This window comes from Acidovorax sp., assembly GCF_046341535.1.
Classification (GTDB): domain Bacteria; phylum Pseudomonadota; class Gammaproteobacteria; order Burkholderiales; family Burkholderiaceae_C; genus Acidovorax.
The window spans coordinates 23078-47923 of sequence record NZ_JBKDRI010000102.1; the positions used below are offsets into that span (position 1 = coordinate 23078).

General features: G+C 66.0%; 16 protein-coding genes. 11 read left to right on the top strand and 5 right to left on the bottom strand.

The features are described from left to right. Positions 1–26: 26 nt before the first annotated feature. On the top strand, positions 27–6239 hold the full coding sequence (locus tag ACK543_RS07460; RefSeq protein WP_409942218.1) for an Hpt domain-containing protein: 6213 nt from the start codon (positions 27–29) through the stop codon (positions 6237–6239). Between the two features lie 142 nt (positions 6240–6381). Continuing rightward, a complete protein-coding gene (locus ACK543_RS07465) occupies positions 6382–7548 on the top strand; it encodes a PilT/PilU family type 4a pilus ATPase (RefSeq protein WP_409942219.1) in 1167 nt (388 codons plus the stop codon). Between the two features lie 69 nt (positions 7549–7617). Here the strand turns inward: ACK543_RS07465 and ACK543_RS07470 are convergent, their stop codons facing one another. Continuing rightward, a complete protein-coding gene (locus tag ACK543_RS07470; protein WP_409942220.1) occupies positions 7618–9105 on the bottom strand; it encodes a cryptochrome/photolyase family protein in 1488 nt (495 codons plus the stop codon). A 21-nt stretch (positions 9106–9126) separates the two neighbouring features. Here ACK543_RS07470 and ACK543_RS07475 point away from each other — a divergent pair, with 21 nt between their 5' ends. The 7 genes from ACK543_RS07475 (at position 9127) to ACK543_RS07505 (ending at position 16401) form a co-directional block, all read left to right on the top strand. Further along, entirely contained in the window at positions 9127–9726 is a 600-nt protein-coding gene (locus ACK543_RS07475; protein ID WP_409942221.1) for a YqgE/AlgH family protein, read from the top strand. Continuing rightward, positions 9723–10172, top strand: coding sequence for a Holliday junction resolvase RuvX (gene ruvX, locus ACK543_RS07480; protein WP_409942222.1), 450 nt, complete (start codon positions 9723–9725; stop codon positions 10170–10172). The genes ACK543_RS07475 and ruvX overlap by 4 nt, the downstream gene beginning before the upstream one ends. Continuing rightward, positions 10169–10696: a bifunctional pyr operon transcriptional regulator/uracil phosphoribosyltransferase PyrR gene (pyrR, locus tag ACK543_RS07485; protein WP_409942223.1), complete on the top strand. Its 528-nt coding sequence runs from the start codon at positions 10169–10171 to the stop codon at positions 10694–10696. The genes ruvX and pyrR overlap by 4 nt, the downstream gene beginning before the upstream one ends. Positions 10697–10698: 2 nt before the next feature. Further along, entirely contained in the window at positions 10699–11661 is a 963-nt protein-coding gene (locus ACK543_RS07490) for an aspartate carbamoyltransferase catalytic subunit (RefSeq protein WP_409942232.1), read from the top strand. A 213-nt stretch (positions 11662–11874) separates the two neighbouring features. Continuing rightward, positions 11875–13167 (top strand): dihydroorotase, encoded by a 1293-nt coding sequence (locus ACK543_RS07495; RefSeq protein ID WP_409942224.1) that lies wholly within the window; start codon positions 11875–11877, stop codon positions 13165–13167. Positions 13168–13283: 116 nt separating this feature from the next. After that, positions 13284–14021, top strand: a complete 738-nt coding sequence (locus tag ACK543_RS07500; RefSeq protein WP_409942225.1) for a lysophospholipid acyltransferase family protein — start codon at positions 13284–13286, stop codon at positions 14019–14021. Positions 14022–14277: 256 nt separating this feature from the next. Continuing rightward, on the top strand, positions 14278–16401 hold the full coding sequence (locus ACK543_RS07505) for a TonB-dependent receptor family protein (protein WP_409942233.1): 2124 nt from the start codon (positions 14278–14280) through the stop codon (positions 16399–16401). A 31-nt stretch (positions 16402–16432) separates the two neighbouring features. Here ACK543_RS07505 and ACK543_RS07510 read toward each other — a convergent pair whose 3' ends face one another. Beyond that, entirely contained in the window at positions 16433–17512 is a 1080-nt protein-coding gene (locus ACK543_RS07510; RefSeq protein ID WP_409942226.1) for an ABC transporter ATP-binding protein, read from the bottom strand. A gap of 26 nt (positions 17513–17538) precedes the next feature. On the opposite strand from ACK543_RS07510, the gene ACK543_RS07515 reads away from it, so the two are divergent. Then, positions 17539–19251 carry an ABC transporter permease gene (locus ACK543_RS07515; protein WP_409942227.1) on the top strand — a complete coding sequence of 571 codons (1713 nt, stop codon included), beginning with the start codon at positions 17539–17541 and terminating at the stop codon, positions 19249–19251. Positions 19252–19536: 285 nt separating this feature from the next. Here the strand turns inward: ACK543_RS07515 and glmS are convergent, their stop codons facing one another. Then, the gene (glmS, locus tag ACK543_RS07520) at positions 19537–21477 is read right to left on the bottom strand and encodes a glutamine--fructose-6-phosphate transaminase (isomerizing) (RefSeq protein ID WP_409942228.1); all 1941 of its coding nucleotides are present in this window, start codon (positions 21475–21477) and stop codon (positions 19537–19539) included. Positions 21478–21617: 140 nt separating this feature from the next. Here glmS and ACK543_RS07525 point away from each other — a divergent pair, with 140 nt between their 5' ends. Then, positions 21618–22106 carry an Lrp/AsnC family transcriptional regulator gene (locus tag ACK543_RS07525; RefSeq protein ID WP_409942229.1) on the top strand — a complete coding sequence of 163 codons (489 nt, stop codon included), beginning with the start codon at positions 21618–21620 and terminating at the stop codon, positions 22104–22106. A gap of 119 nt (positions 22107–22225) precedes the next feature. Here ACK543_RS07525 and ACK543_RS07530 read toward each other — a convergent pair whose 3' ends face one another. After that, a complete protein-coding gene (locus ACK543_RS07530; protein WP_409942230.1) occupies positions 22226–23053 on the bottom strand; it encodes a sensor histidine kinase in 828 nt (275 codons plus the stop codon). A gap of 12 nt (positions 23054–23065) precedes the next feature. Further along, positions 23066–24496 (bottom strand): bifunctional UDP-N-acetylglucosamine diphosphorylase/glucosamine-1-phosphate N-acetyltransferase GlmU, encoded by a 1431-nt coding sequence (gene glmU / locus ACK543_RS07535; protein ID WP_409942231.1) that lies wholly within the window; start codon positions 24494–24496, stop codon positions 23066–23068. Positions 24497–24846: the final 350 nt, after the last annotated feature.

The window sequence follows — 24846 nt, forward strand, 5'->3', positions numbered from 1 at the left end:
GGCTCACAGAGGCCGGGGACGAATCCATGTCATCTATCGATGTCAACAACTTAGCGGGTGCCGACGGGCTGCAGGCGGGTCAGGACCTGGGTCCGCTCGCCTGGGTGCTTGATGAATTACGAAAAACGCTTGAAGGTGCAGTCAAGGCCATGCGCAGATTCGTGCGCGATTCTGAAACTGCGCGTGAGTCTGATCTTGCGTCCTTGGATGCGGGGCCTTTGCGGATTGCACGGCAGCAACTTCATCAGGCATGCGGTGCCCTTGAAATGGTCGGCCTGGGACCGGCATCGCTGGTTTTGCGATCGATGGAAATGGCGGTCCAAAAGTTCGTGCAGCGTCCCGAGATGTGCACTGACCAGGCCGCTGCAGTGATTGAGCGGGGCAGTTTCGCCCTGATCGAGTACCTCGAGGGTGTTCTTGCGGGTAAGGCGATTTCGCCAGTTGGCTTGTTTCCGCAGTACCGCGACGCCCAGGCCCTGGCTGGCACCGACCGGGTGCATCCGGCGGACTTGTGGCCCGTAGAACGCAGGTTCCGCGAGCCAGAGGGCGTGCCGTCTGCACCTCCACTGACTTACGGTGCCGAGGCCCGTGCGCGGCTGGACGCAGCAGTCCTGCGTATCGTCAAGTCAGGAGATGGCCGAGCGGCCCTCAATCTCAGGGACACTTGTCTCGGTTTTGTGGCTGCTTGCACGGAGCGTGAGCCGCGCGCCTTTTGGAAAATATGCGCCGGGTTCTTCGAAGCAATCGGCTTAGGTTTGTTGCCTGCTGATGTTTACGTGAAGCGCGTCGCATCCCGTGTGCTGCTGCAATACGCAACGCTTGCAAAAGGCGATCCGAATATTGCTGACCGTCTGGTCCAGGATCTACTCTTTTTCTGTTCGCAGGCCCGGCCGCCTGAATCGGGCGTTCAGGCCGCGCCCGCGTTGCGTGCCGTTCGGCAAGCTTTTGCGCTCGACCGCTTCCAGCCGGTGGATTACGAAACTGCCCGATTTGGCCGTTTCGATCCGGCGATGCTGGCACAGGCAAGAAAGCGGATAGCCGCTGCAACTGAGACATGGTCGGCCTTGTCCGGAGGCGACCGCAACAAGCTCAAGCCTGCTGCGGATCAGTTCATGCTCGTCTGTGACTCGCTGCGCAAGCTGCACACCGGAGGCGAGGGATTGGCGCAATCTCTCACCGGTGCGATGGAGGCGACTACGCGTTCAGGTGAACCGCCTTCGCCGGCCCTGGCAATGGAGGTAGCCACTTCCGTGCTGTATTTGCAGGCTGCGTTCGAGCAGCTAGACACCGCCGATAGCCAGATGGAGGCCCGCGCCAACCGACTTGCCGAAAGGCTCGATGCGGTCGTTGCAGGGGCAGAGCCAGAGCCGCTGGAGCAATGGATGGAGGAGCTCTACCGACGGGTGAGCGACAACCAGACCATGGGTAGCGTGGTGGGCGAGTTGCGTTCGACCCTCGGAGAGGTGGAAAAGGCGCTAGACCAGTACTTTCGTGACCCCGGGGATGCCTCATTGCTTGGCCCGGTCCCGGGTCACTTGGCGCAGATGCGCGGCGTGTTGTCGGTCCTGGGGTTGGATCAGGCGTCTCTGGCCGTGGTCCGTATGCGCGACACGGTGGAGCGGCTGCTGATCAATGAGGTGCCAGAAGCCGATAGGCAAGGGGTCTTCGAGAAGCTGGGTAACAATCTGGGTTCACTGGGCTTCTTGATCGACATGCTCAGCTACCAGCGTACGCTGGCGCGCAAGCTTTTTGTGTATGACGAAGAGCTCGGAGAGCTGCGCATCCTCATGGGTAAGGCCCGGGCTCGTACCTCGGATGCATTGGAAGAGGCTCCTCCCAAGTTGGACGAGCGTGCATCTACAGTCTTGTCAGACGTGGTTCCGAGACTCGCCGTCGAGGCGCAGCTCAGCGAGTCGGTCAACTTGGGGGCCTTGCCTGAGCAGCCTAGCGAACACGCGGGGTCAGCTGATCGCACTGCCTCGACGGGCGAAGAACTCGCAGCCGAGATATCTTTCGCACCAGCGGTTGCACCTGCACCTGCACCTGCACCTGCACCTGCACCTGCACCTGCCGTCGAGGCGGGCGGTCCAGTGGCTGACGCGGCCGTATCCCCGGTCTTGCGTCCCGCTGTGGAGGACGAGCTCCTTGAGGTGTTCCTCGAGGAGGCCCGCGAGGTTGTCGCCACCGGCCTTGCGGCCCTGGATGTGCTGCGGGACGAGCCTGGCGATCTGAGTGAACAGACAACGTTGCGCCGTGCGTTCCATACCCTCAAGGGCAGTTCGCGTATGGTGGGCCTCAACGATTTTGGCGAGGCAGCCTGGTCCATGGAGCAGCTCCTGAACGCCTGGTTGGCAGAGCAAAAGCCGGTGCACCCGGGCCTGCTGAGTCTGTCGACTGATGCGTTGCAGGCATTTGGTCGCTGGACAGACGATATCGCCGCCGGCGAAGCCTTTGCATGGGATCCGAAGGCTTTCCGGACCTCCGCCGATGCCATGCGCCTGGAGGGCACGAGCGTTCCGCTTTCCGTGCCCGGTGGAAGCGCGAAGATGCCTTCCGAGGAAGTGCCTGGTGGGTTGCAGCCCGCTGAGATTTTGGACGTCAGTCCCGCTCCAGAACCCGAGGCGGCATCGGCTGCGCTGGACGACGTGGTGGCGATGCCTGACTTCCAGGTGACCGAGATATCCGAGGTGCTGCCGGAGGCGAAAGCCGAGCCTTTGGACGTATCCGAGCCTGTTGCTGTGCAAGAGATTGATTTTTCCGTTTTCGAGGCGGCTCTCAACAAGCCCGCAGCGGATCAAGCCGCATCGATGCCCAGTCCGGAAGGGGTCGATTTCGAGCTTGATTTGCCTGTGCTGGAGGGCTCTGACGCCATCGGCGCTCAACCTGAAGAAAACGAGGCGGTCCCGTTGCCGGTTGTGGGGGATGAGCCTGAGTTGGTGCTAGACGAAGGCACTCCTGCGCTGCTGGGCATCGAAGCGCCTTCTGACGCCGCCCTCGAACCGGAGGCCGGCCCCCATCTTGGCGCCGCCGGGGAAGAAAGCGCTTCCATCGGGCTGCGGGCCGACGAGACGCAGTCTGCTCCGGAACTCGCGGATGTGCACAGTGGTCACGAATCCGAGTCACAAACGATGCCACTCGAGCAGCCGCTTGACCGTGATGCAAGCCATGGAGGAGCCGAGGACGATGCCGTCAAGGTGATTGATACCCTGCGCATCAGCTTACCCCTGTACAACGTCTATCTCAACGAGGCTGATGAGTGGTCCCGCCGCCTGGTGACATGCCTGCAGGAGTGGTCGCTTGAGCTTCACGAACCCCTGCCCGACACGGCTGTCGCGCTGTCCCATTCGCTGGCGGGAAGTTCTGCAACGGTCGGTTTCACCGCCCTTTCGGAGCTGGCACGTGTGTTGGAGCACGCGCTGCAGCACGTGCAGTTGCAGTCTGCAGGCACTGAGGCTCAGGCGGCTGTGTTCAAAGCTGCAGCCGAGGACGTCCGTCGCCTGCTCCATCAGTTCGCAGCCGGTTTCCTCAAGGAGCCCAGTGCCGAGGTGATGGGTCAACTGCACAGCATTTTGCAAGCGGAGGTCCAAAGTACCCTGTCTCCACCCGAGGAGGACGCCGAGGCCATGCTGGCAGCATCGCTGGCCCAAGAGTCCGAGTCACTGGCTGCGCAAGATTTGTCGCCTGTTGCGCCGCAAACGGTCGAAACACCAGCCGCAAATGAGTTGGTTGAGGCCCAGCCCGTCGTTCAGCCTGGGCATGTCGCACCCGCCCTTTCGGTGGTCGCTCGGGACCAGGACCAGCGTGTCGATGACGCCATCGCGCGAGCTGTGGCCATGGGCACCGACATGGATGACGATATTGACGCGATCGACGTCATTGACCCGGACCTCTTCCCGATCTTCGAAGAAGAAGCTTTGGAACTGCTGCCGGAACTCGGCGGCGCTCTGCGTCAATGGGCTTCGCGTCCGGACAACCTCGGCGCGCGCAGTGAATTGCTGCGTGCCCTCCACACGCTCAAGGGGAGCTCACGGCTTGCCGGTGCCATGCGCCTGGGTGAAATGGCCCACCGGCTGGAATCGGCCATCGAGGCTCTGGATGCCGAGACCGTCACGACCGACCAAATCGAGCCACTTCAGGCCAGCTTTGATGGTTTGCAGGCCAATTTTGATGCGTTGCGCGCCATCGGGCAGGACTCGGCGGATACCGTGGTGGCTCTGCCATTGCCAACGGCCGAAAAGGCGCTGCCACAGCGGGCTGACGACGCCGGAGTCCGCAGCGAAACGGGCCCCGCGGCCTCTGTGCCTGTGGCGCCAGTCAAGCTGCCTGCCGCTGCACAGCTCGGGCCTGTGCGCGCTGCCGCCAACCAATCGGTGCGTGTGCGTGCCCAGTTGTTGGATCGCATGGTGAATCAGGCGGGTGAGGTGCTGATCAGCCGCTCACGCCTGGATGTGCGTCTGGGGCAGTTCCGCAGCTCGCTCAATGATCTGTCGGGCAACCTGGATCGTCTGCGCCAGCAATTGCGAGACATTGAAGTTCAGGCGGAGTCACAGATGCAGTCGCGTCTGGCGCTCTCCAAGGACTCTGCAGCCGGATTTGATCCGCTGGAGTTCGATCGATTCACTCGCGTGCAGGAACTGACCCGCATGATGGCCGAGTCGGTCAACGACGTGGCGACGGTTCAGCGCAATCTGCAGCGCGCCATGGAAGGCGCTGAAGACGACCTGATCGCGCAGGGCCGGCAGGCGCGCGAGCTGCAGCGGGACCTTCTGAAAACCCGTATGGTGGAGTTCGAAGGGATCGCCGAACGCCTTTACGCTGTGGTGCGTCAGGCCTCCAAGGAAACGGCTAAACAGATCAAGCTCGACATCACCGGAGGCTCCATCGAGATGGACCGCGGCGTGCTCGACCGCATGACGCCCGCTTTCGAGCACCTTCTGCGTAACTGCGTTGCCCACGGCATCGAGAACCCGGATGTCCGGGTCGCCGCTGGCAAGCCTGCCACGGGCACGATTACGGTTGCCCTGCGTCAGGAAGGCAACGACGTGTCCGTAGAGTTCCGTGACGATGGGGCGGGTCTGGATCTGCCGCGCATCCGGGAAAAAGCGCGGGCCCAGGGCATCGTAGGCCCTGACGTGGTGCTCAGTGATGCCGATGCGGCCGACCTGATCTTCATGCCTGGATTCTCGACGGCCGCCGAAGTGACCGGACTGGCCGGGCGAGGCATCGGCATGGACGTGGTACGCGCGGAAATCAACGGCTTGGGTGGCCGGATTGAAACCTCGACCGAGGCGGGCAAGGGAGCGGCCTTCCGAATGGTGCTGCCGCTGACCACCGCCGTGACCCAGGTGGTGATGCTGCGCGCCGGCAAACTGGCAATTGGCGTGCCTGCGAGCGTGGTGGAGATTGTGCGTCGCACCCCGGCGGCGGACCTGGAAGAGGCTTACAGGACTGGCTTGTACGACGATGGCACCGAGAAGATTCCGTTCTTCTGGTCGGGAGCCTTGTTGCAGGCTTCGGCGCGCAGCAGCGAGCCCGGCGGCAAAACCCGGCCTGTCATCGTTTTCCGAAGCGCGGCACAGCGCATTGCGATGCACGTCGACGAAGTGCTGGGCAACCAGGAAGTCGTGGTGAAGAACCTTGGCCCACAGCTTTCGCGGCTGCCTGGTCTGGCTGGAATGTCTGTGTTGGCCTCCGGTGCCGTGGTTCTGGTGTACAACCCGGTGGCTTTGTCGACGGTGTATGGCGACCAGGTACGCGCCGCCGCTGCTGCTGCGAGTTCGCAGCCCAAGACTGAGGCGGAGGTTGCGACCGGCGGTGAGCCTGGCGGTGTCGCTCCGCTGGCAGCGCCGAGTCAGGTGCCTCTGGTTCTCGTGGTGGACGACTCCATCACCGTGCGCCGTGTCACCCAGCGCCTGCTGCAGCGGGAGGGCTACCGTGTGGCGCTGGCTGCCGATGGTCTTCAAGCGCTGGAGCGGTTGCAGGAAGAGCGGCCGACCGTGGTTCTGTCCGATATCGAAATGCCGCGAATGGACGGTTTCGACCTGGCGCGCAACATCCGCGCAGACGGTGCCCTGCGAGACCTGCCGATCATCATGATCACATCGCGGATTGCCGAGAAGCACCGCGAGCACGCGATGGAGCTCGGTGTCAACCATTACCTGGGCAAGCCCTACTCGGACGAAGAGCTGCTCAGTCTGATCCAGCACTACGCGCGGTTGGAGCAAGCTGTCGAGGCCTGATGATCTTCATGGCGGCAACCTGAGTTCGCGTGGGCCTGCTCAACCGGGCAGGCCCACGGCGTTTTCGGGGTGACACGCCAGCGAACTGAACATACGTCCAATTTCTCACTGCGGATCGAACCGTTTCATTCAAGGAAGATGCATGACATCCTCTCCTGCTTCGCCGGTAACCCCTGATCCCCGGCTGCTTGCATGCCTTGCCGTCTTGGTGCGCGAGCGGGCCTCCGACCTGTTTTTGATGGCGGGTGCCAAACCCACGATCAAGCGCCAGGGTCTGTTTGTGCCCCTGGGTCAGCAACTGCTCACGCCCGAGAGCGTTCGGCAACTGGCCTACTCGATCATGCGGCCGGACCAGCAACATGAATTCGAAACCACGATGGAGTGTGACCTGTCCATCGATACTCCTGAAGGTGAACGGTTTCGGGTGAACGTTCACATGCAGCGTGGCCAGGTCGGGATGGTTGTGCGCCATGTGGCTGCCTCGATTCCGCGCCTGGATGAACTGGGGTTGCCCCCGGTGCTCGGCAAGCTGGCCTTGCTCAAGCGGGGCCTTGTGCTGACTGTGGGCTCCGCGGGCTCTGGCAAGACCACCACACTGGCCTCCATTTTGGACCACCGCAATGCCAATACATGCGGTCACATCCTCACGGTGGAAGACCCCATTGAATTTCTGCACACGCACAAGAAGTCGCTGGTCACACAGCGTGAGGTGGGGCTCGATACCCACAGCTACGACGAGGCGCTGCGCCGGGCGATGCGTGAGGCGCCCAACGTGATCATGATCGGGGAGATCCGTGACCGTGCGACCATGCAGCATGCGCTGCACTACGCGGAATCGGGACACCTGTGCGTATCAACCCTGCACGCCAACAATGCCAACCAGGCCGTGCAGCGGATCCTCAACTTCTTCCCTGAAACCGCTCAGCGCCAGCTGTTGATGGACCTTTCGCTCAACCTCAGCGCCGTGATTGCCCTGCGGCTGATCCCAGGCCTGGCGAGTCGGCTGGTGCCCGCCACCGAGATCATGCTGCTGACGCCCTTTGTGGCAGAGCTGATCCAAAAAGGCCAGATTGACGAACTCAAGACCGCCATCATCCGCGGCACAGAGCAGGGCATGTGCAGTTTTGACCAGTCGCTGCTGGCCATGGTGGACGCAGGTTCGATCTCTCCGCAGGAGGCGATTGCCCATGCGGACAACCGCACCGATGTCCGTCTGCGGCTTCGGCTGGCCGCTGGTAATTCGCTCGAAATTGCGGGTATGGACATGACCGAACTGGTACGCCAGGCGGACCCTATCACGCAGTACTGATCGTCTGCGACGTGGCGCAGGCCTCATCCCAACCCAATGACGCCGTACAGACCTTGACGGTGCTGGCGCTTACGCCACGGCCTGCTTGACCACGGCGTACCGCTGCAAGGTCTTTTGGCGTGCTGTGTCGTGGTCGACCACGGGCGCCGGGTATTGCTGCCCCAGCGTGATGCCTGCCGCCTGAAGATCCAGCGGGCGCGCCGCCCAGGGCGCATGCAGTGCGGGTGTGGGTAGCGCGGCCAGCTGGGGCAGGTAACGGCGGATGAACTTGCCCTCAGGGTCGAACTTCTGACTCTGGCTGACCGGATTGAAAATGCGGAAGTACGGTTGTGCATCGCAGCCGCTGGAGCTGGCCCACTGCCAACCGCCGTTGTTGGCAGCCAGGTCGAAGTCGTTGAGCTGCCGCGCAAAGTACCGCTCGCCCCAGCGCCAGTCGATGCCCAAATCCTTGACTAGAAAGCTGGCGACCACCATCCGCAGGCGGTTGTGCATGTAACCCGTCTGGTTGATTTGCGCCATGGCGGCATCGACGAGCGGGTAGCCGGTTCGCCCATCGCACCAGGCGGCAAACAGCTCTTGCGCATGCGCGCCCGTCTCCCACTCAATGGCATCGTAGGCGGGCTTGAAGCTGCGCTCGACGACGTGCGGGTGGTGGTGCAGGATCTGAAAGTAAAAGTCCCGCCAGATCAGCTCACCGAGCCAGACGCTGGCGCCCGCGCTGCCGGACTGCGCGCGGCCGAGCGCGGTGCGGGCGAGCAGGCGCGGCGAAATCGTGCCAAAGCGCAGATGCACGCTCAGGTAGCTGGGCCCCTTGACCGCCGGGAAATTGCGCGTGTCTTCATAGCGGTCGATACGCTCCAGGAAATCCTTGAAAAGTGCCTGTCCGCCCGAACTGCCCGTCGGCAATTTCAGCGCGGAAAGACCCGCCGGTTCAAAGCCAAGCTCCGCCAGGGTCGGCACAGCGCGGCGGCGATTCGCTGGCACGGGTGCCAGCCTGTGGGCCAGGGGTTCCACGGGCAGCTCGGCCAGTGCCTGGGGGTCTGCCCTGCGGAGCCACGCATTCTTGTAGGGGGTGAATACGCTGTAAGCCGTTCCCGATTGGGTGAGGACTTCGCTGCGCTCCAGAATCATGTGGTCTTTGAAGGTGTGGAATGCCTGGCCCGCAGCCGCCAGCCGGGTGCGGACCTGCGCGTCGCGCAGCAGTGCCTGGGGCTCGTCATCGTGGTTGGCAAACACAGCCTGCGCGCCCAGTTCGACCGCCAGTTGCGGCACGGCATCTGCCGCCCGCCCATGCACCACAATCAGCCCACCCGCGCCCTGTGGCGAGAGGCTTCGCAGTGCGGCATCAAGCTCGACCAGGCTTTCGCGCAGGAATTCCACCCGGCGGTCCACTTTGGGCAAGTCATTGAGAATGTCCGTGTCGAAGACAAACATGCAATGCACTTGCTGGCACTGGCTCAGGGCGTGGTGAAGTGCGGCTTGATCCTGTGCGCGCAGGTCGCGGCGAAACCAGACCAGGCCGCAGCGGTAGGTGTTTGAGGAAGAAGTGGGCGTCATGTTCGCCGTTAAAATGAAGCAATGGCTTCCGATTCTGCGCCCATCAACCTCACGCATCATTTCCTCATTGCGATGCCCGGTCTGGAAGATGAGTCTTTCGCGCGCAGTGTCATCTACCTGTGCGAGCACAGCGAGCGCGGCGCGCTTGGTCTCATCATCAACAAACCCACCGATATCACCCTCAAGGGCCTGTTTGACAAGGTGGACCTTTCGCTGCTGCGCGAGGACCTCAGCGGTGAACCCGTGTTTCAGGGCGGGCCGGTGCAAACCGACCGTGGCTTTGTGCTGCACGAGCCCCTGCTCATGAACCCGGCCGAGACCGATGAATCGGCCTACGCTTCGACCATGGTCATCCCAGGCGGGCTGGAGATGACCACCTCCAAAGACGTACTCGAAGCCCTCTCCACCGGGGCCGGGCCTCGGCGGGTGCTCATCACCCTGGGATATTCGTCCTGGGGCGAGGGGCAACTGGAATCCGAGCTGGCTGAGAACGCCTGGCTCACCGTCGGCGCCGATTTGTCGGTCATCTTCGATACACCCGCGCCCGAGCGTTACGACCGGGCGCTGGCGCTGCTGGGCCTTCAGGCCTGGATGCTGTCGCCCGAGGCGGGGCACGCATGACCGGCTTGCCCGTTCAGCCGGCGGTTCCTGCGCATTTTCAGACCTTTCTTGCTTTCGACTTTGGCCTCAAGCGCACCGGGGTCGCGTCGGGCAACCGCTTGCTGCGCAGCGCCACGGCCCAGCCCACCATCCAGGCCGAGGGCGATGCCCGCTTTGTGCAGGTGGCCCAGCGCATCAAGGAATGGCAGCCCGACGCATTGGTGATCGGCGTGCCCTACCACCCCGACGGCGCCAGCCACGACAACACCGAGCGCGCGCTCAAGTTTGGCCGCCAGCTGCGTGGGCGCTTTGGCCTGCAGGTCTTTGAAGTGGACGAGCGCTACAGCACCACCGAGGCCCATGCCGAGCGCTCGCGCGGCAGTTCCGGGTTTGCTGGGGGCGCCAAGGATGCAGACGCCGCGTCGGCCTGCATCATCCTGGAACAGTTTTTGAGGAATCTCCCATGACCCACCCCTCCCCAACAGCGCCCAGCGTGGGGGCGTTGTCCCTCGACGCCGAGGCGCTGTACCGCGAGCTGCTGCGCGGCGTGCGCAGCATGCTCACCCCGACCACGCATCTGGCGGGCATTGCTTCGGGCGGTGCCTGGCTGGCCGAACGCCTGCAACGTGACCTGAATCTGCACGGCCCTGCCGGGGTGCTGTCGTCCGTGATGCACCGCGACGACTTTGCCCAGCGCGGACTGTCGGCCAGCGCGCAGACCTCGCTGCCGTTCGATGTGAACGGTGCTGATGTGCTGGTGCTCGATGATGTGCTCTACACCGGCCGCACCATCCGCGCCGTGCTCAACGAACTGTTCGACTACGGCCGTCCCGCCAGTGTGCGCCTGGCCGTGCTGGTCGATCGCGGTGGGCGCGAGCTGCCCGTGCAGGCCGACTTTGCGGCGGCCCGCGTGGCGTTGCCCGCCGCACAGTCGCTGGCCCTGGCGCGGGACGGGCAGGGCAACTTCCAATTCCAAGTCAAAGAGGCGTGACCGTGCTGCACAAGCGCAACCCCCAACTCAACAAGAACGGCGAGCTGATCCACCTGCTCTCCATCGAGGGCCTGCCGCGTGACATCGTCACGCACATCCTTGACACGGCGGCCAACTTCGTGAGCGTGAACGACCGCGAAGTCAAAAAGGTGCCCCTGTTGCGCGGCAAGAGCGTGTTCAATCTGTTTTTTGAGAACAGCACGCGCACGCGCACCACGTTCGAGATCGCAGCCAAACGGCTGTCTGCCGACGTGCTCAACCTGGACATCGCGCGCAGCTCGGCCAGCAAGGGCGAGTCGCTGCTGGACACCATTGCCAACCTGAGCGCGATGGCGGCCGACCTTTTCGTGGTGCGCCACAGCGAGTCCGGCGCGCCCTACCTGATCGCCCGCCACGTAGCGCCCCACGTGCACGTGATCAACGCGGGCGATGGTCGCCATGCCCACCCCACGCAGGGGTTGCTGGACATGTACACCATTCGCCACTTCAAGAAGGATTTCAGTAACCTCACAGTGGCCATCGTCGGCGATGTGCTGCACTCGCGCGTGGCGCGCTCCGACATCCACGGCCTGACCACGCTGGGCTGTGCCGAGGTGCGCGTGGTGGGCCCGCGCACGCTGGTGCCTGGCGACATGGCGCAGATGGGCGTGCGGGTGTGTCACACGCTCGAAGAGGGCATCAAGGACGCCGATGTGGTCATCATGCTGCGCCTGCAAAACGAGCGCATGAGCGGCGCGCTGTTGCCCTCCAGCCAGGAATACTTCAAGAGCTTTGGCCTCACGCAGGAGAAGCTGCAGCTGGCCAAGCCGGACGCCATCGTCATGCACCCCGGCCCCATCAACCGCGGCGTCGAAATCGACTCTGCCGTGGTTGATGGCAAGCAAAGCGTCATCCTGCCGCAGGTGACTTTTGGCATCGCTGTGCGCATGGCGGTCATGAGCATCGTGGCCGGCAATGAAGCCTGACCCCCGTCAAGAAATGCCCCCCTGTGCCGCTTCGCGTCATCCGCCAAGGGGGACGCCAGCCCTGGCCCGGCAAAGCCGGTTCCACGGGGGCGCTGGCACCGGGCTGGCTGTGGCGCGAACGGTCGGGCACGTATCGAGCGGCACGGTTGCTATAAATTCGATAGCTGTTATCGCTTATCCATCGCGCGCAAGTGCCCAATTTTGTTTGAAATCATGAAAATCCTGATCCAAAACGGCCGTGTGATCGACCCCGCCTCGGGCCTTGACCAGACCTGTGATATCGCCGTGGCGGCCGGGCGCATCGTGGGCCTGAACCGCACACCGGCCGACTTCACGCCCGCGCGGGTGCTCGATGCCAGCGGCTGCATCGTGCTGCCCGGCCTGGTGGATCTGGCGGCGCGTTTGCGCGAGCCGGGGCACGAGCATGAAGGCATGCTCGAATCCGAAATGGCGGCGGCGGTGGCCGGTGGCGTGACCAGCCTGGTGTGCCCGCCCGACACCGACCCGGTGCTCGACGAGCCCGGTCTGGTGGAGATGCTCAAGTTCCGCGCCGAGAAGCTGCACCAGTCGCGCCTGTTCCCGCTGGGTGCGCTCACGCGCAATCTGGCGGGCGAAGTGCTGACCGAAATGGCCGAGCTCACCGAATCCGGCTGCGTAGGCTTTGGCCAGGCCGAGGTGCCACTGGCCAGCACGCAGGTGCTGCAGCGCGCGCTGCAGTACGCCGCCACCTTTGGCTACACGGTTTGGCTGCGCCCGCAGGACATGCACCTGGGCAAGGGAGTGGCCGCCAGCGGGCCGCTGGTGACGCGCCTGGGCTTGTCGGGCGTGCCTGTGGCGGCCGAGACGATTGCCTTGCACACCATCTTCGAGCTGCTCAAGACCACCGGCGCGCGCGTGCACTTGTGCCGTATCAGCAGCGCTGCGGGGGTGGAGCTTATCCGCCGCGCCAAGGCCGACGGCCTGAACGTCACGGCCGATGTGAGCATCAACTCGCTGCACCTCACCGATGTGGACATCGGCTTTTTTGACAGCCGCGCCCGCCTGTCGCCGCCGCTGCGCCAGCAGCGCGACCGCACGGCGCTGAATGCGGCGCTGGCCGATGGCACCATCGACGCGCTGGTGTCCGACCACAACCCGGTGGACGAAGACGCCAAGACCCTGCCCTTTGCCGAGGCGGAGCCCGGCGCTACCGGTCTGGAGCTCTTGCTCAGCCTGGCCCTCAAATGGTCCCAGGACAGCGGCATCCCGCTGCAGCGCGCCCTGGCCGTGGTCACGTCAGAGCCCGCACGCGTGCTGGGCAGCGCCCTGGGCACGCTGCAAGCCAGCGTGGGCCAGATCGTGGAAGGCGGTGTGGGCGATCTGTGCATTGTGGACCCGCATGCCGCGTGGACGGTGCAGGCCGATGCCCTTTGCAGCCAGGGCAAGCACACGCCGTTTTCCGGCTACGAAGTGCCCGGCCGGGTCCGGGCAACGCTCGTGGGCGGTCAGGTGGCTTTTGACCGATAGGCTGTCATGCGGCCAGGGTCACTGCAGGCGGCCCGCTGCCAAGACGGTTGCGCTTCGGCTATCGCTGGTGCAGCGCGGCTTCGCGCTGTGGTGGCACAACGCTAAGGGTGATTGAAATGAGGCAACTGCGCGCCTGCTGGCGGCTGCTGCGCCTGCTCGGGCATATCGGCAAAGGTCTGTGGATCGTGGCGCTGCGCTTTCCGACGCTGCCCCCCGACCAGCAGCAGGCCCATGTGCAGGCGTGGTCTTTGCAGCTGCTGGCCCACGCGGGCGTCAGCCTGCGCATCGCGGGCAGCGCGCCCGTCATCGGGCCGGTGATGCTGGTGGCCAACCATCTGTCGTGGCTGGACATCCCGGTCATGCACGCAGCCCGGTACTGCCGCTTTGTCTCCAAATCCGACGTGCAGGGCTGGCCGTTGATCGGCATGTTGGCCACGGCGGCGGGCACGCTGTACATCGAGCGCAGCTCGCGCCGTGACGCGCTGCGGATGGTGCGTACGATGCAGGAGGCTCTGGAGCGCGGCGAGGTGCTGGCCGTGTTTCCCGAAGGCACCACGGGCGACGGCCGCGCCATGCTGCCGTTTCATGCCAACCTGCTGCAGGCCCCCGTGATGGCTGGCGCGCCCGTGCAGCCGGTGGGGCTGCGTTTTGTCGACAAAGCCCAGGGCGTCACCAGCTTTGCGCCGAGCTATATCGGTGATGAAACGCTGGTGGGGTCGATCTGGCGCACGCTGTGCGCGCCCCCCATCGAGGCCGTGGTGCACTACGGCCAGCCGGAGAGCGCCGCCGACCGAGACCGCCGCGCATGGGCTCAGCACCTGCACACCGTGGTGGATAGCTTGCGCCAGACCTGACGCACCGATGGCGCTGTACCGGGGCAAACCCGGCATGGCGCAAGGCGTGTGGTGTGCGCGCAGCACCAAAGCCCTGTTGCGCTGCCCGGATGCCCATTGGGCACACAATGAGACAAGGCCCGTCGCCGTTGGCCGCCGGCCTACCCCACCTCCCTTTGGTTTTTTCATGCTGATTTCCCAGACGGCATCGCCTGTGCTTGCCGGTTTGCCCGCGCGCTGGCGTGTTCGCCCGACTGGCCAGGCAGCGGCGCTGCTGATGGCGGCGTGGCTGCTTGCCAGTGCGACCGCGCCAGATGCCTGGGCGGCGCAGAGTGCGCCCGACGCAGGCGCGCTGGCGCCCGTGGTGGTCACCGGCGGCGCAAGCTGGCGCGACGGCTGGTTGTCTCCAGGCTCGATTGATGTGGTCGATGGCGATGAACTGCGGGCGGGGCAATTGCAGATCAACCTGTCGGAAGGGCTGGGCCGGGTACCCGGTCTGGTGGTTCGTCACCGCAACAACTATGCGCAGGACCTGCAGATTTCTGTGCGCGGCTTCGGCGCGCGGGCACCGTTTGGCGTGCGCGGGGTGCGCTTGTTTGTGGATGGCATCCCTGCCACCACACCCGATGGCCAGGGACAGGTGGCGCATTTCCCGCTGGGCAGCGCCGACCGCGTCGAGGTGGTGCGCGGGCCGTTTTCGGTGCTCTATGGCGCATCGGCGGGCGGTGTGGTGGCGCTCTACACCCAGGACGGGCAGCGACCGGGCGAGTGGCGCAGCGGCGCGGTGGCGGGGGGCGACGGGCTGTGGCGCCTGTCCACGCAGGTCAGCGGGCAAACGGGCACCGACGCTGCGCCGGGCTGGGCGTACACGCTGGAGGCCACGGGGTTCGCGACCGACGGCCCGCGGCCGCAGTCGGCGGCGTCGCGCAGCACCGCCAGCCTCAAGCTGTCACGCACCGGCGAGGATGGCGCCCGCACCGTGCTGGTCTTTCACCGCCACACCAGCCGCGCGCAGGACCCGTTGGGCCTGACCCGGGCCGAGTGGGCCGCCCGGCCCGGCGGAACCACGCCAGCCGCCACGCTGTTTGATACGCGCAAGACGGTAGGGCAAAGCCAACTGGGGCTGGCATGGGAGCAACCGCTGGGCCAGAGCCAGCGCGTGGAAGTCATGCTCTATGGCGGCGAGCGCAATGTGGTCCAGTTTCAGGCCATCCCTGTGGCCGCGCAGGGGCCTGCTGGCAGCGCAGGCGGGGTGATCGACCTGGCCCGGCAGTACGGCGGCATGAATGCCCGCTGGCGGCTGCAACGCAGCCTGGACGGCGCAGACCTCAGCCTCGCCGCGGGCCTGGCCGCCGATGTGCAGAGCGAGGTCCGCCGTGGCTATGACAACTTTGCCGGTGCGCTGCTGGGCGTGCAGGGCCGGCTGCGGCGCGATGAGACCAATCGCGTGGCCAGCGTTGACCCGTATGTGCAGGCGCAGTGGCGCTCGGCGGTCACCACGCTCACGGCGGGGCTGCGGCATTCCAGTGTGCGGTTTGCATCGGCCGACCGCTATGTGGCCCCCGGCAACCCCGACGACAGCGGCGCAGTGCGCTACAGCGGCATGAGCCCGATGCTGGGCGTGCGCCGCGAGATCACGCCTGCACTACAGGCCTTTGCCAGCGTGGGGCGCGGCTTTGAAACGCCCACCTTGAACGAGGTGGCCTACCGCCCGTCGGGCCAGACCGGGCTGAATGCGGCGCTGGCACCGTCGCGCAGCCTGAGCGCAGAGGCAGGACTGCGCGGCCGCCAGGGCTGGGGCCAGTGGAGTGCGACCCTGTTCGATACCCGCACGCGCGATGAGATCGTGGTGCTGTCCAACACGGGCGGGCGCGCCACCTTTCAGAACGCCGGGCGCACGCGCCGCCGGGGGGTGGAGCTGGCGGGCGTCATGCAGTGGGGCCCCGTGACGGTGACGCCTGCCTTCACCTGGATGGATGCGCGCTACCGCGACGGCTTTGCCACCTGCACCGCTGCACCGTGCAGCAGCCCGTCCGTGGCAGTGCCTGCCGGCAACCGGCTGCCGGGGCTGGCCAGGCAGCAGGGCTATGTGCAGATCGCCTGGGAGCCCGGTTGGGCGGGCAGCGTGTTCACCCTGGAGGCCACGCACACGGGCCGCTTGGTGGCCAACGATGTCAACACGGACCTTGCCCCGGCCAGCACGCTGGTCAACCTGGGCCTGCGCCTGGAGCAAAGGCTGCAAGGCTGGACGCTGCGCGAGTTTGTGCGCATCGACAACGTTGCCAACCGCCGCCACGTGGGCTCGGTGATCGTCAACGAGGGCAATGGCCGGTTTTATGAGCCGGGCGGCAGGCGCGCCGCATATGTGGGCCTGGAGCTGGTGCGGCCGCTGGCGTGGTGACTGCGCCAGCAACGCCTTGGATGCAGCGGCCTCAGGTGGCCGCGTGGGGCGCGCGCGGGAAGGTCACCACATGGTCCACCTGCGCGCGGATGCCGATCCATTCGCCCACGGCGTGGTCGTGGTGGCTGGGCACATGCGCCAGCACCGCGTGGCCGCTGGCCAGGCGCAGCGTGTAGAGGAACTCCGAGCCCCGAAACGATTTGCGCACGATTTGCGCCTGCACCGGTGCATGGTCGTCGTGCACGATGTCGTCGGCGCGCAGCAGCACATCGCACTCGCCAGCGGGGTAGCTGCTGGGCAGCGGGCATTCGTGCAGGTCGGTCAGATCGCCCAGCGGCGTCTGCGCCACCACGTTGTTGCCGCGCTGCACCAGCGTGGCGGGTGCGAACACGCCATGGCCGATGAAGTCGGCCACAAAGCGGGTGGCCGGGCGGTGGTACAGCGTGTAGGCGTCGTCCCACTGGTGCAGGCGGCCCTCGTGCATCACGCCAATCACATCGCCCATGGCAAAGGCCTCAAACTGGTCGTGCGTGACCAGCAGGGCGGTCGCGCCCGCGGCCTTCAGGATGCCGCGCACCTCGTGCGCCAAGCGCTCGCGCAGGTCCACGTCGAGGTTGGAGAAGGGCTCATCGAGCAGCATGAGCTGCGGGCGGGGCGCCAGCGCGCGCGCCAGGGCCACGCGCTGCTGCTGGCCGCCCGACAGTTCATGCGGGTAGCGGTGCTCGCTGCCCTCGAGCCCCACCAGTTGCAGCACCTCGCGCACGCGGGCGGCCTGCTCGGCGCGTGGGAGCTGGTCAATGCCAAACGCCACGTTGCGGCCCACGCTCAGGTGCGGGAAGAGGGCGTAGTCCTGAAACACCATGCCGATGCGGCGTTGCTCGGGCGGCACGCTGAGCGTGGCGCTGCCCACCAGACCCCTGGTCAGCCGGATCTCCCCGCCCGTCACGCGCTCCAGGCCCGCCACGGCGCGCAGCAGGGTGGTCTTGCCGCAGCCCGATGGCCCAATCAGCACGCCGATATCACCCGCGTGCAGGCCCAGGGTCACGCCCTGCACAGCGGCCTGGCTGCGGCCTGCATAGCGGACTTCGAGTTGGGAGACCTCAAGAAACATCCCCGCATTTTAGGCTGTGGTCGTGAATGCTTAGAATTCGCATTTGCATTTCCGGCCCTCGCGGCACGCGCGCCAGCGGCCTCGATGCGTCGATCTCCCTTGCCGAGCTTTCCTTGGTGCACCGCACGTCCATCTTCTGTCGCAGCTTGCTGCTGATCCTGTTTGCGGGCTTTCTGGCGCTGCCCGTGCTGGCCGTGTTGGGATCGTGGTGGCCGTGGGGGCAGGGCGACGGACAGGCCTGGCACATCCTGCATGAGATGGCCGCCACCGTGCTGCCGCGCTATGCCTGGACCACGCTGTGGCTGGGCGTGCTGGTGGCTGTGGGCGCTGCCGTGGTCGGCACCTGCACCGCCGCCGCCGTGACGCTGTTTGACTTTCCGGGCCGCCGCACCTTAGAGTGGCTGCTGCTGCTGCCGCTGGCCATGCCCGCCTACGTGACGGCCTACGCATACACCGACTTTTTGCAGTTCAGCGGGCCGCTGCAGGCGGGGCTGCGCAGCGCCTTCGGGCTGGAGGGGCGCGTGCTCCCCGAGATCCGCAGCCTGGGCGGGGCGGTGTGGGTGTTCATCTTCAGCCTGTATCCCTACGTGTACCTGCTGGCGCGCACGGCGCTGGGCGAGCGCGCCGCGCACCTGATGGAGGCCGCGCGCCTGCTGGGCGCGCCGCTGCCGCGCCGCATCCGCGCCGTGGCCCTGCCGCTGGCGCGCCCCGCAGTGGCAGCGGGCGTGGCGCTGGTGCTGATGGAAACCCTGGCCGACTTTGGCGTGTCCAGCTACTTCGGCATCCAGACCTTCACCACCGGCATCTACAAGGCCTGGCTGTCCATGGACAACCGCCTGGCCGCCGCGCAGTTGGCCACCATGTTGCTGGCGGTGGTGGTGCTGCTGCTGCATCTGGAGCAGCGCGCCCAGCAGCGCATGCGCTTTGCCTCGGTGGGTGGGCGCGGAGGCTCCACCGAGGCGCAGCCCCTGGTGCTGCGGGGCGGGCGGCGCTGGTTGGCCTGGGCCGTCTGCGCGCTGCCGGTGCTGATGGGTTTTGTCGCGCCGGTGGCCTTCATGCTGCGCCCGCTGGCGGCCGACTGGGCCGCCCTGCCGTGGGAGCGTTTTCTGGAGTGGGCCTGGCACAGCGTGCGGCTGGGCGGCATCACCGCCGTGCTGGCCGTACTGGCTGCGCTGACGCTGGCGTTTGCCCTGCGCCGCCGTCCTGACCCGGTGACCCGCGGCGTGGTCCGGCTGGCCAGCCTGGGCTATGCCGTGCCGGGCGCAGTCATCGTCGTGGGGCTGCTGCTGCCGGTGGGCTGGCTGCAGGCCGTGGTGCCGCACTGGGGCGTGGGCGCGCTGGTCACCGCCACCAGCTTTGGCATCGTGTGGGCCTACCTGGTGCGCTTTTGCGCCGTGGCGCTGCAGTCGGTGCAAAGCGGGTATGCCCGCATCCCGGTCAGCCTGGACGATTTGGCCCGCATGCTGGGCGTGGGCAGCCTGGGCCTGCTGTCGCGCGTGCACTGGCCGCTGCTCAAGCGCTCAACGGCGGCAGCGGCGCTGCTGGTGTTTGTCGATGTGATGAAAGAGCTGCCCGCCACCATGGTCCTGCGCCCCTTCAACAGCGACACGCTGGCCGTGGTGGCCTACCAGCTGGCGCGCGATGAGCGCCTGGGCGAGGCGGCCCTGCCATCGCTGGCGCTGGTGGCCGTGGGCCTGGTGCCGGTGATCCTGCTCAGCCGCACACTGCGCAGCCGGTGATGCCGGGGCAGCACAATTATTGAGTCGGCACCTTTGAACTTGAACCAGCCGTTCGGGCTGAGCCTGTCGAAGCCTTGCGCAGTGCTTCGAACCGCATCAACGCATTCAAGTTGGTTGATGCCGACTCAATAGGTAAGAAAACCAGCCATCGCGCCTGCCCACAGGGCTTATAGCGCTATCAGTTAAATAGCATTTGGCAACGCACCACAAAATGGTAGCTGGCGTTTGACCTTGACGACCATGACCGCGTCGGTGCGGGGTGTCGCTGATGCCCCCTTCGCTGCACTACTCCACCGTCACACTCTTGGCCAGATTGCGTGGCTTGTCCACGTCGGTGCCGCGCGCGCAGGCGGTGTGGTAGGCCAGCAGTTGCAGTGGTACCACGTGCAGCAGGGGGCTGAGCGCGCCGTAGTGCTCGGGCATGCGGATGACGTGCAGGCCCTCGCTGCTTTCGATGCGGGTGTCGGTGTCGGCCAGCACATACAGCACACCGGCGCGGGCGCGTACTTCCTGCATGTTGCTCTTGAGCTTTTCCAGCAGCGCGTCGTTGGGTGCCACCGTGACGACGGGCATGGCGCTGGTCACCAGTGCCAGCGGGCCGTGCTTGAGCTCGCCAGCCGGGTAGGCCTCGGCGTGGATGTAGCTGATTTCCTTGAGCTTGAGCGCGCCTTCCAGGGCGATGGGGTAGTGCAGGCCCCGGCCCAGAAAGAGGGCGTTTTCCATACGTGCAAAGTCTTCGGCCCAGCTGATGATCTGCGGCTCCAGGGCCAGCACGGCCTGCAGGGCCACGGGCAGGTGGCGCATGGCCTTGAGGTGTTCGGCCTCCTGCGCTTCGCTCAGGCGGCCTTTGCTTTGGGCCAGCGCCAGCGTCAGCAAGAACAGGCCCGCCAGCTGCGTGGTGAAGGCCTTGGTGCTGGCCACGCCAATTTCCACCCCGGCGCGGGTGATGTAGGCCAGCTTGCATTCGCGCACCATGGCGCTGGTGGCAACGTTGCAAATGGTGAGCGTGTGCTGCATGCCCAGTGATTGCGCATGGCGCAGCGCGGCCAGCGTGTCGGCGGTTTCGCCGCTTTGGCTGATGGTGACGACCAGCGTCCGCGGGTTGGGCACGCTGGTGCGGTAGCGGTATTCGCTGGCCACCTCCACTTGCGTGGGGATGCCGGCGATGTCCTCCAGCCAGTATTTGGCGGTGCAGCCGCTGTAGTAGCTGGTGCCGCAGGCCAGGATGAGTACGCTGTCGATGTCCTTGAAAACGCGCCAGGCGGCCGCCCCGGGTTGGCCGTGCTGGCTGTGGCCGTCAAACAGCTCGGGCACGATGCCTTCCACGCCTTCCAGCGTGTCGGCGATGGCGCGTGGCTGCTCGAAGATTTCCTTTTGCATGTAGTGGCGGTAGGGCCCGAGCTCGGCCGCGCCGCTGTGGGCCTGCACGGTACGCACCGGGCGCTGCGCGGGGGTGCGCGCGCTGCCGTCCTTGCCCACGATCCAGTAGCGGCCCTGTTGCAGGTCTGCCAGGTCGCCTTCTTCCAGGTACACGATCTGGTCGGTCACGCCGGCCAGGGCCATGGCATCGCTGGCCAGGAAATGCTCCGATCCGCCGCTGCCAACCCCCAGGATCAGCGGCGAGCCTGCGCGTGCGCCCACCACGCGGTGGGGTTCGTCCTTGTGCATCACGGCGATGGCGTAGGCGCCTTGCAGTTCGGCCACCGCAGCTTGCACGGCATCGAACAGGTCGCCGTTGTAGTGGCTGTCCACCAGGTGGGCGATGACCTCGGTGTCGGTCTGGCTGGCAAACACATAGCCGCGCGCTTGCAGGGCCTGGCGCAGGTCTTCGTGGTTTTCGATGATGCCGTTGTGCACCAGGGCGACACGACCGGGCTTGACCGGATCGCGCCCCGCGTTGTGGCCAGGCGCGCCGCCCGCAGGGCCGCTGCCGTGGCTGAAGTGTGGGTGGGCGTTGTGCACTGCAGGTGCCCCGTGGGTGGCCCAGCGGGTGTGGGCGATGCCGGTGGCGCCTTGCACCTGGTCGGCCATGACCTGCTCGAGCAGTTCGGCCACGCGGGCTGTGCTGCGCGCACGTTGCAATCCGGCGGGGCGCGATGCGTCCAGGCTGGCGGCATGCACCGCCACGCCGCACGAGTCATAGCCCCGGTATTCGAGCCGTTGCAGTCCCTGGACGAGCAGGGGAACGATATTGCGCGTGGAAACTGCGCCGACGATGCCACACATGAAGACTCCTTGGGGGCGGGAACGTTGGGCGTGATCGTAGGGCTTGCAACAAGAAATATCTGATCAAAATTGAAATCTGATTTTTGTTTTTATTTCTGCGATGGTGTAAAAAGTAAAGTTGTTTCAAATTAATATCCACAATGGAACAAAATTTCATAGACGCCGTGGATCTTCGGCTGCTTGCCTTGCTTCAGGAGGATGCCAGTCGCAGCAACCAGTGGCTTGCCGCGCAGGTGGGTGTGTCTGCGCCGACCTGCCTGCGGCGGGTGCGGCGGCTGCATGAGGCGGGCCTGATCGAGCGGCAGGTGGCCATCCTTCAGCCCGATCGGCTGGCGGCCTTCCAGGGGCATGGCCTTGCATGCATCGTGGAGGTGTCGCTCGACCGCCAGGGGGCCGAGCAGATAGATGCCTTCGAGGCCCGGGCGGTGGCCGAGCCCGCGGTGCGGCAGTGCTGGCGCGTTGCGCCGGGGCCGGACTTCATGCTGGTGGTTCACACGCGCGACATGCCGGGCTATCTGGCACTGTCGCAGCGCCTGTTCACGGCAGATGCCAACGTGCGCAATGTGAAGGCGTTCTTCAGCACCAAGCGCGCAAAGTTTGATACAAAACTGCCGCTTACGCTTGTCTGAATTCAACTTGATGCTATTAAATACATAGCATCTGACGCATCATCGCATGCCGGGGTTGGCGGCTGAGCTGCCAGGGGCGTCGTGCCCCCCAGTGCTGGCGGCAACGGCCCGCAGCGCGGTCAGGCGCCCCGCGCAACGGCGGGCCACTGCACCCGCACGGTGCATCCAGCGCCGGGGCGGGCGGTTGCCGTGACCTCGCCCCCGTGCCGCTTGGCAATCAGCCTGCACAGGGCCAGCCCGGCACCCACGCCTTCGAAGTCCGACTCGCGGTGCAGCCGCTGGAACACGCCAAACAACTGCCCGGCGCGCGCGGGGTCGAAGCCGACGCCGTTGTCCTCGATGGTGAAGGCCACCTGACCCGGCGGCGCTGGCACCGGGGCAATGGCAATCACCGGCAGCGCAGCGTTGCGCGAGAACTTGAGCGCGTTGCCCAGCAGGTGCACGAGCAGGTCGTGCAGCAGCGCCGCATCGGCCTGCAGCACGGGCAGATCGGGTGCCACATGCCACCGGGGTGTGGCCCGGGTGGCTGCATTCAGCCCAGCGGGGGGCGCCTGCTTTGCGACGGCCTGCTCCTGGGCCTGCTCCAGGGCTTGTGGCACTGCCTGCGCCAGTGGCACGGGCGCGGGCCGCAGCGGCGACTGGCCCGCGCGGGCGATGGCCAGCAGCCCGTCGAGCATGTGCCCCATGCGGCGGGCAGACTGGTCCATGGTGTCCAGAAAATGCTGGGCTTCCTGAATCTCCGGGCGAGTGCCCACATCGGCCGGCAGGTCGGACAGCACCTCGCGCACCAGCGCCCCGAACGATGTGACATGCCGCAAGGGCGCGCGCAGGTCATGCGACACGGCACGCAAGAACTCGTCTTGCGTGGCGGCCATCTCGGCCACGTGCCGCTGGCTGGCGGCCAGCGCGGCGCGCAGCGCATCGGGCGTCAGTTCGTCTGGGTGCATGGGGTGGGGGTGTCAGGCCTTGGGGGACTTCACGGGGCGTTGCCAGTTGGCAATGCTCAGCTGCTTGGCTCGCGTCACGCTGAGCGCGCCGGGCGCGGTGCTCTTGGTGATGGTGCTGCCGCCGCCCACGGTGCCGCCCGCGCCGATGGTCACGGGCGCTATCAGAACGCAGTTGCTGCCCACATGCACATCGGCTTCGATCACGGTGCGGTGCTTGTGGGCGCCGTCGTAGTTGGCGGTGATGCTGCCTGCGCCGTAGTTCACGCGCTCGCCCACGGTGGCGTCGCCCAGGTAGGCCAGGTGGTTGGCCTTGGCGCCATCGGCCAGCGTGCTGTTCTTGACTTCCACAAAGTTGCCGATGTGCACCTCGCGGCCGAGCTGCGCGCCGGGGCGCAGGCGGGCAAAGGGGCCAATCAACGCCCCTTCGCCCACGGTGACGCCAGCGTTTTCGCCGTCGATGTGGGTGTAGGGATGGATCACGGCACCGGCGGCAATGCGGGCGTTGGCGATGCAGCAGTGCGCGCCGATGCGCACACCCTCGCCCAATTCCACGCGGCCGGTGAAGATGCAGTTCACGTCGATCTCGACGTCAGGCCCGCACACCAGTTCACCGCGCACGCCGCTGCGGGCATCGTCGCGCAGATCAAACCGGGCCGGGTCGGCCAGGCGCACGCCTTGCTCCATCAGGCTGCGCGCCGTGCGCTGCTGTTGCGCGCGCTCCAGTTCGGCCAGTTGCAGCGGGCTGTTCACGCCCGCTACCTGCAGCGCATCGGTGATTCGGTGGGCCGCCACGGGTACGCCGTCCGCCACGGCCATGGCGACGATGTCGGTCAGGTAGTACTCGCCCTGGGCGTTGTCATTGGTTAGCCGCGCCAGCCATGGCTTGAGCAGCCGGGCAGGCACGGCCATGATGCCGCTGTACACCTCGGCAATGGCGCGCTGGGCCTCGGTGGCGTCCTTGTGCTCGACGATGGCTTGCACGGCACCGTCGGCATTACGCACGATGCGGCCATAACCTGTGGGGTCGGGCAGCGTGACGGTGAGCAGCGCCAACCGCTCGCCACCGCTGGCGGCCACCAGCGCGCGCAGGGTGTCGGGCTGGGTCAGGGGCACATCGCCCGAGAGGACGACCGCCATGCCATCGTCAGGCAGGCGGGGCGCGGCCTGCTGCACGGCGTGGCCCGTGCCCAGTTGCGGCTCCTGCCGCACAAACTGAAGGTTAAAACTGCCCGTCGCGCTTGCTGCGCCAGCGGTGGCTGCTTCTACTTCTGTAGCGCCATGCCCCGTGATGACGATGGCGCTGCGGGCCTGCAAGTGCGCGGCCTGGTCCAGCACATGGTGCAGCAGCGGGCGTCCGGCCAGGCGTTGCAGCACCTTGGGGATGCGGCTTTTCATGCGCGTGCCCTTGCCGGCCGCCATGATGAGGATGTCAAGTTGCGTCATGGAATGGGGGATCAAGTGGCCCGCAGTGCCGCCACCGCGCAGGCTTGCCCCGCATTATCGGCGTCAATGCCAGCCCTGGGCCGACCGTTGGCCCCCGGTAATTGCTATCAAAAAAGAAGCTCTCAGCGCCTGACTGGCAGGCGCAACCGGGCTATTTCATTGACAACAATGGCACGTCAGGGGCGGGCCAGCCTGCGCGGCCATGCTCCTGCTAGGAGCCTGTCGGACTTGGAAATCGTCGGCTGCAAATCGACCGCAGCGGTCCATTTTTCACCGCCTTTTTGCCCCATAGCTCGGCTATGGGGCTGCAAATTCGGCAAAAACTGTCCTCGCTGGGGCCGATTTTCGCT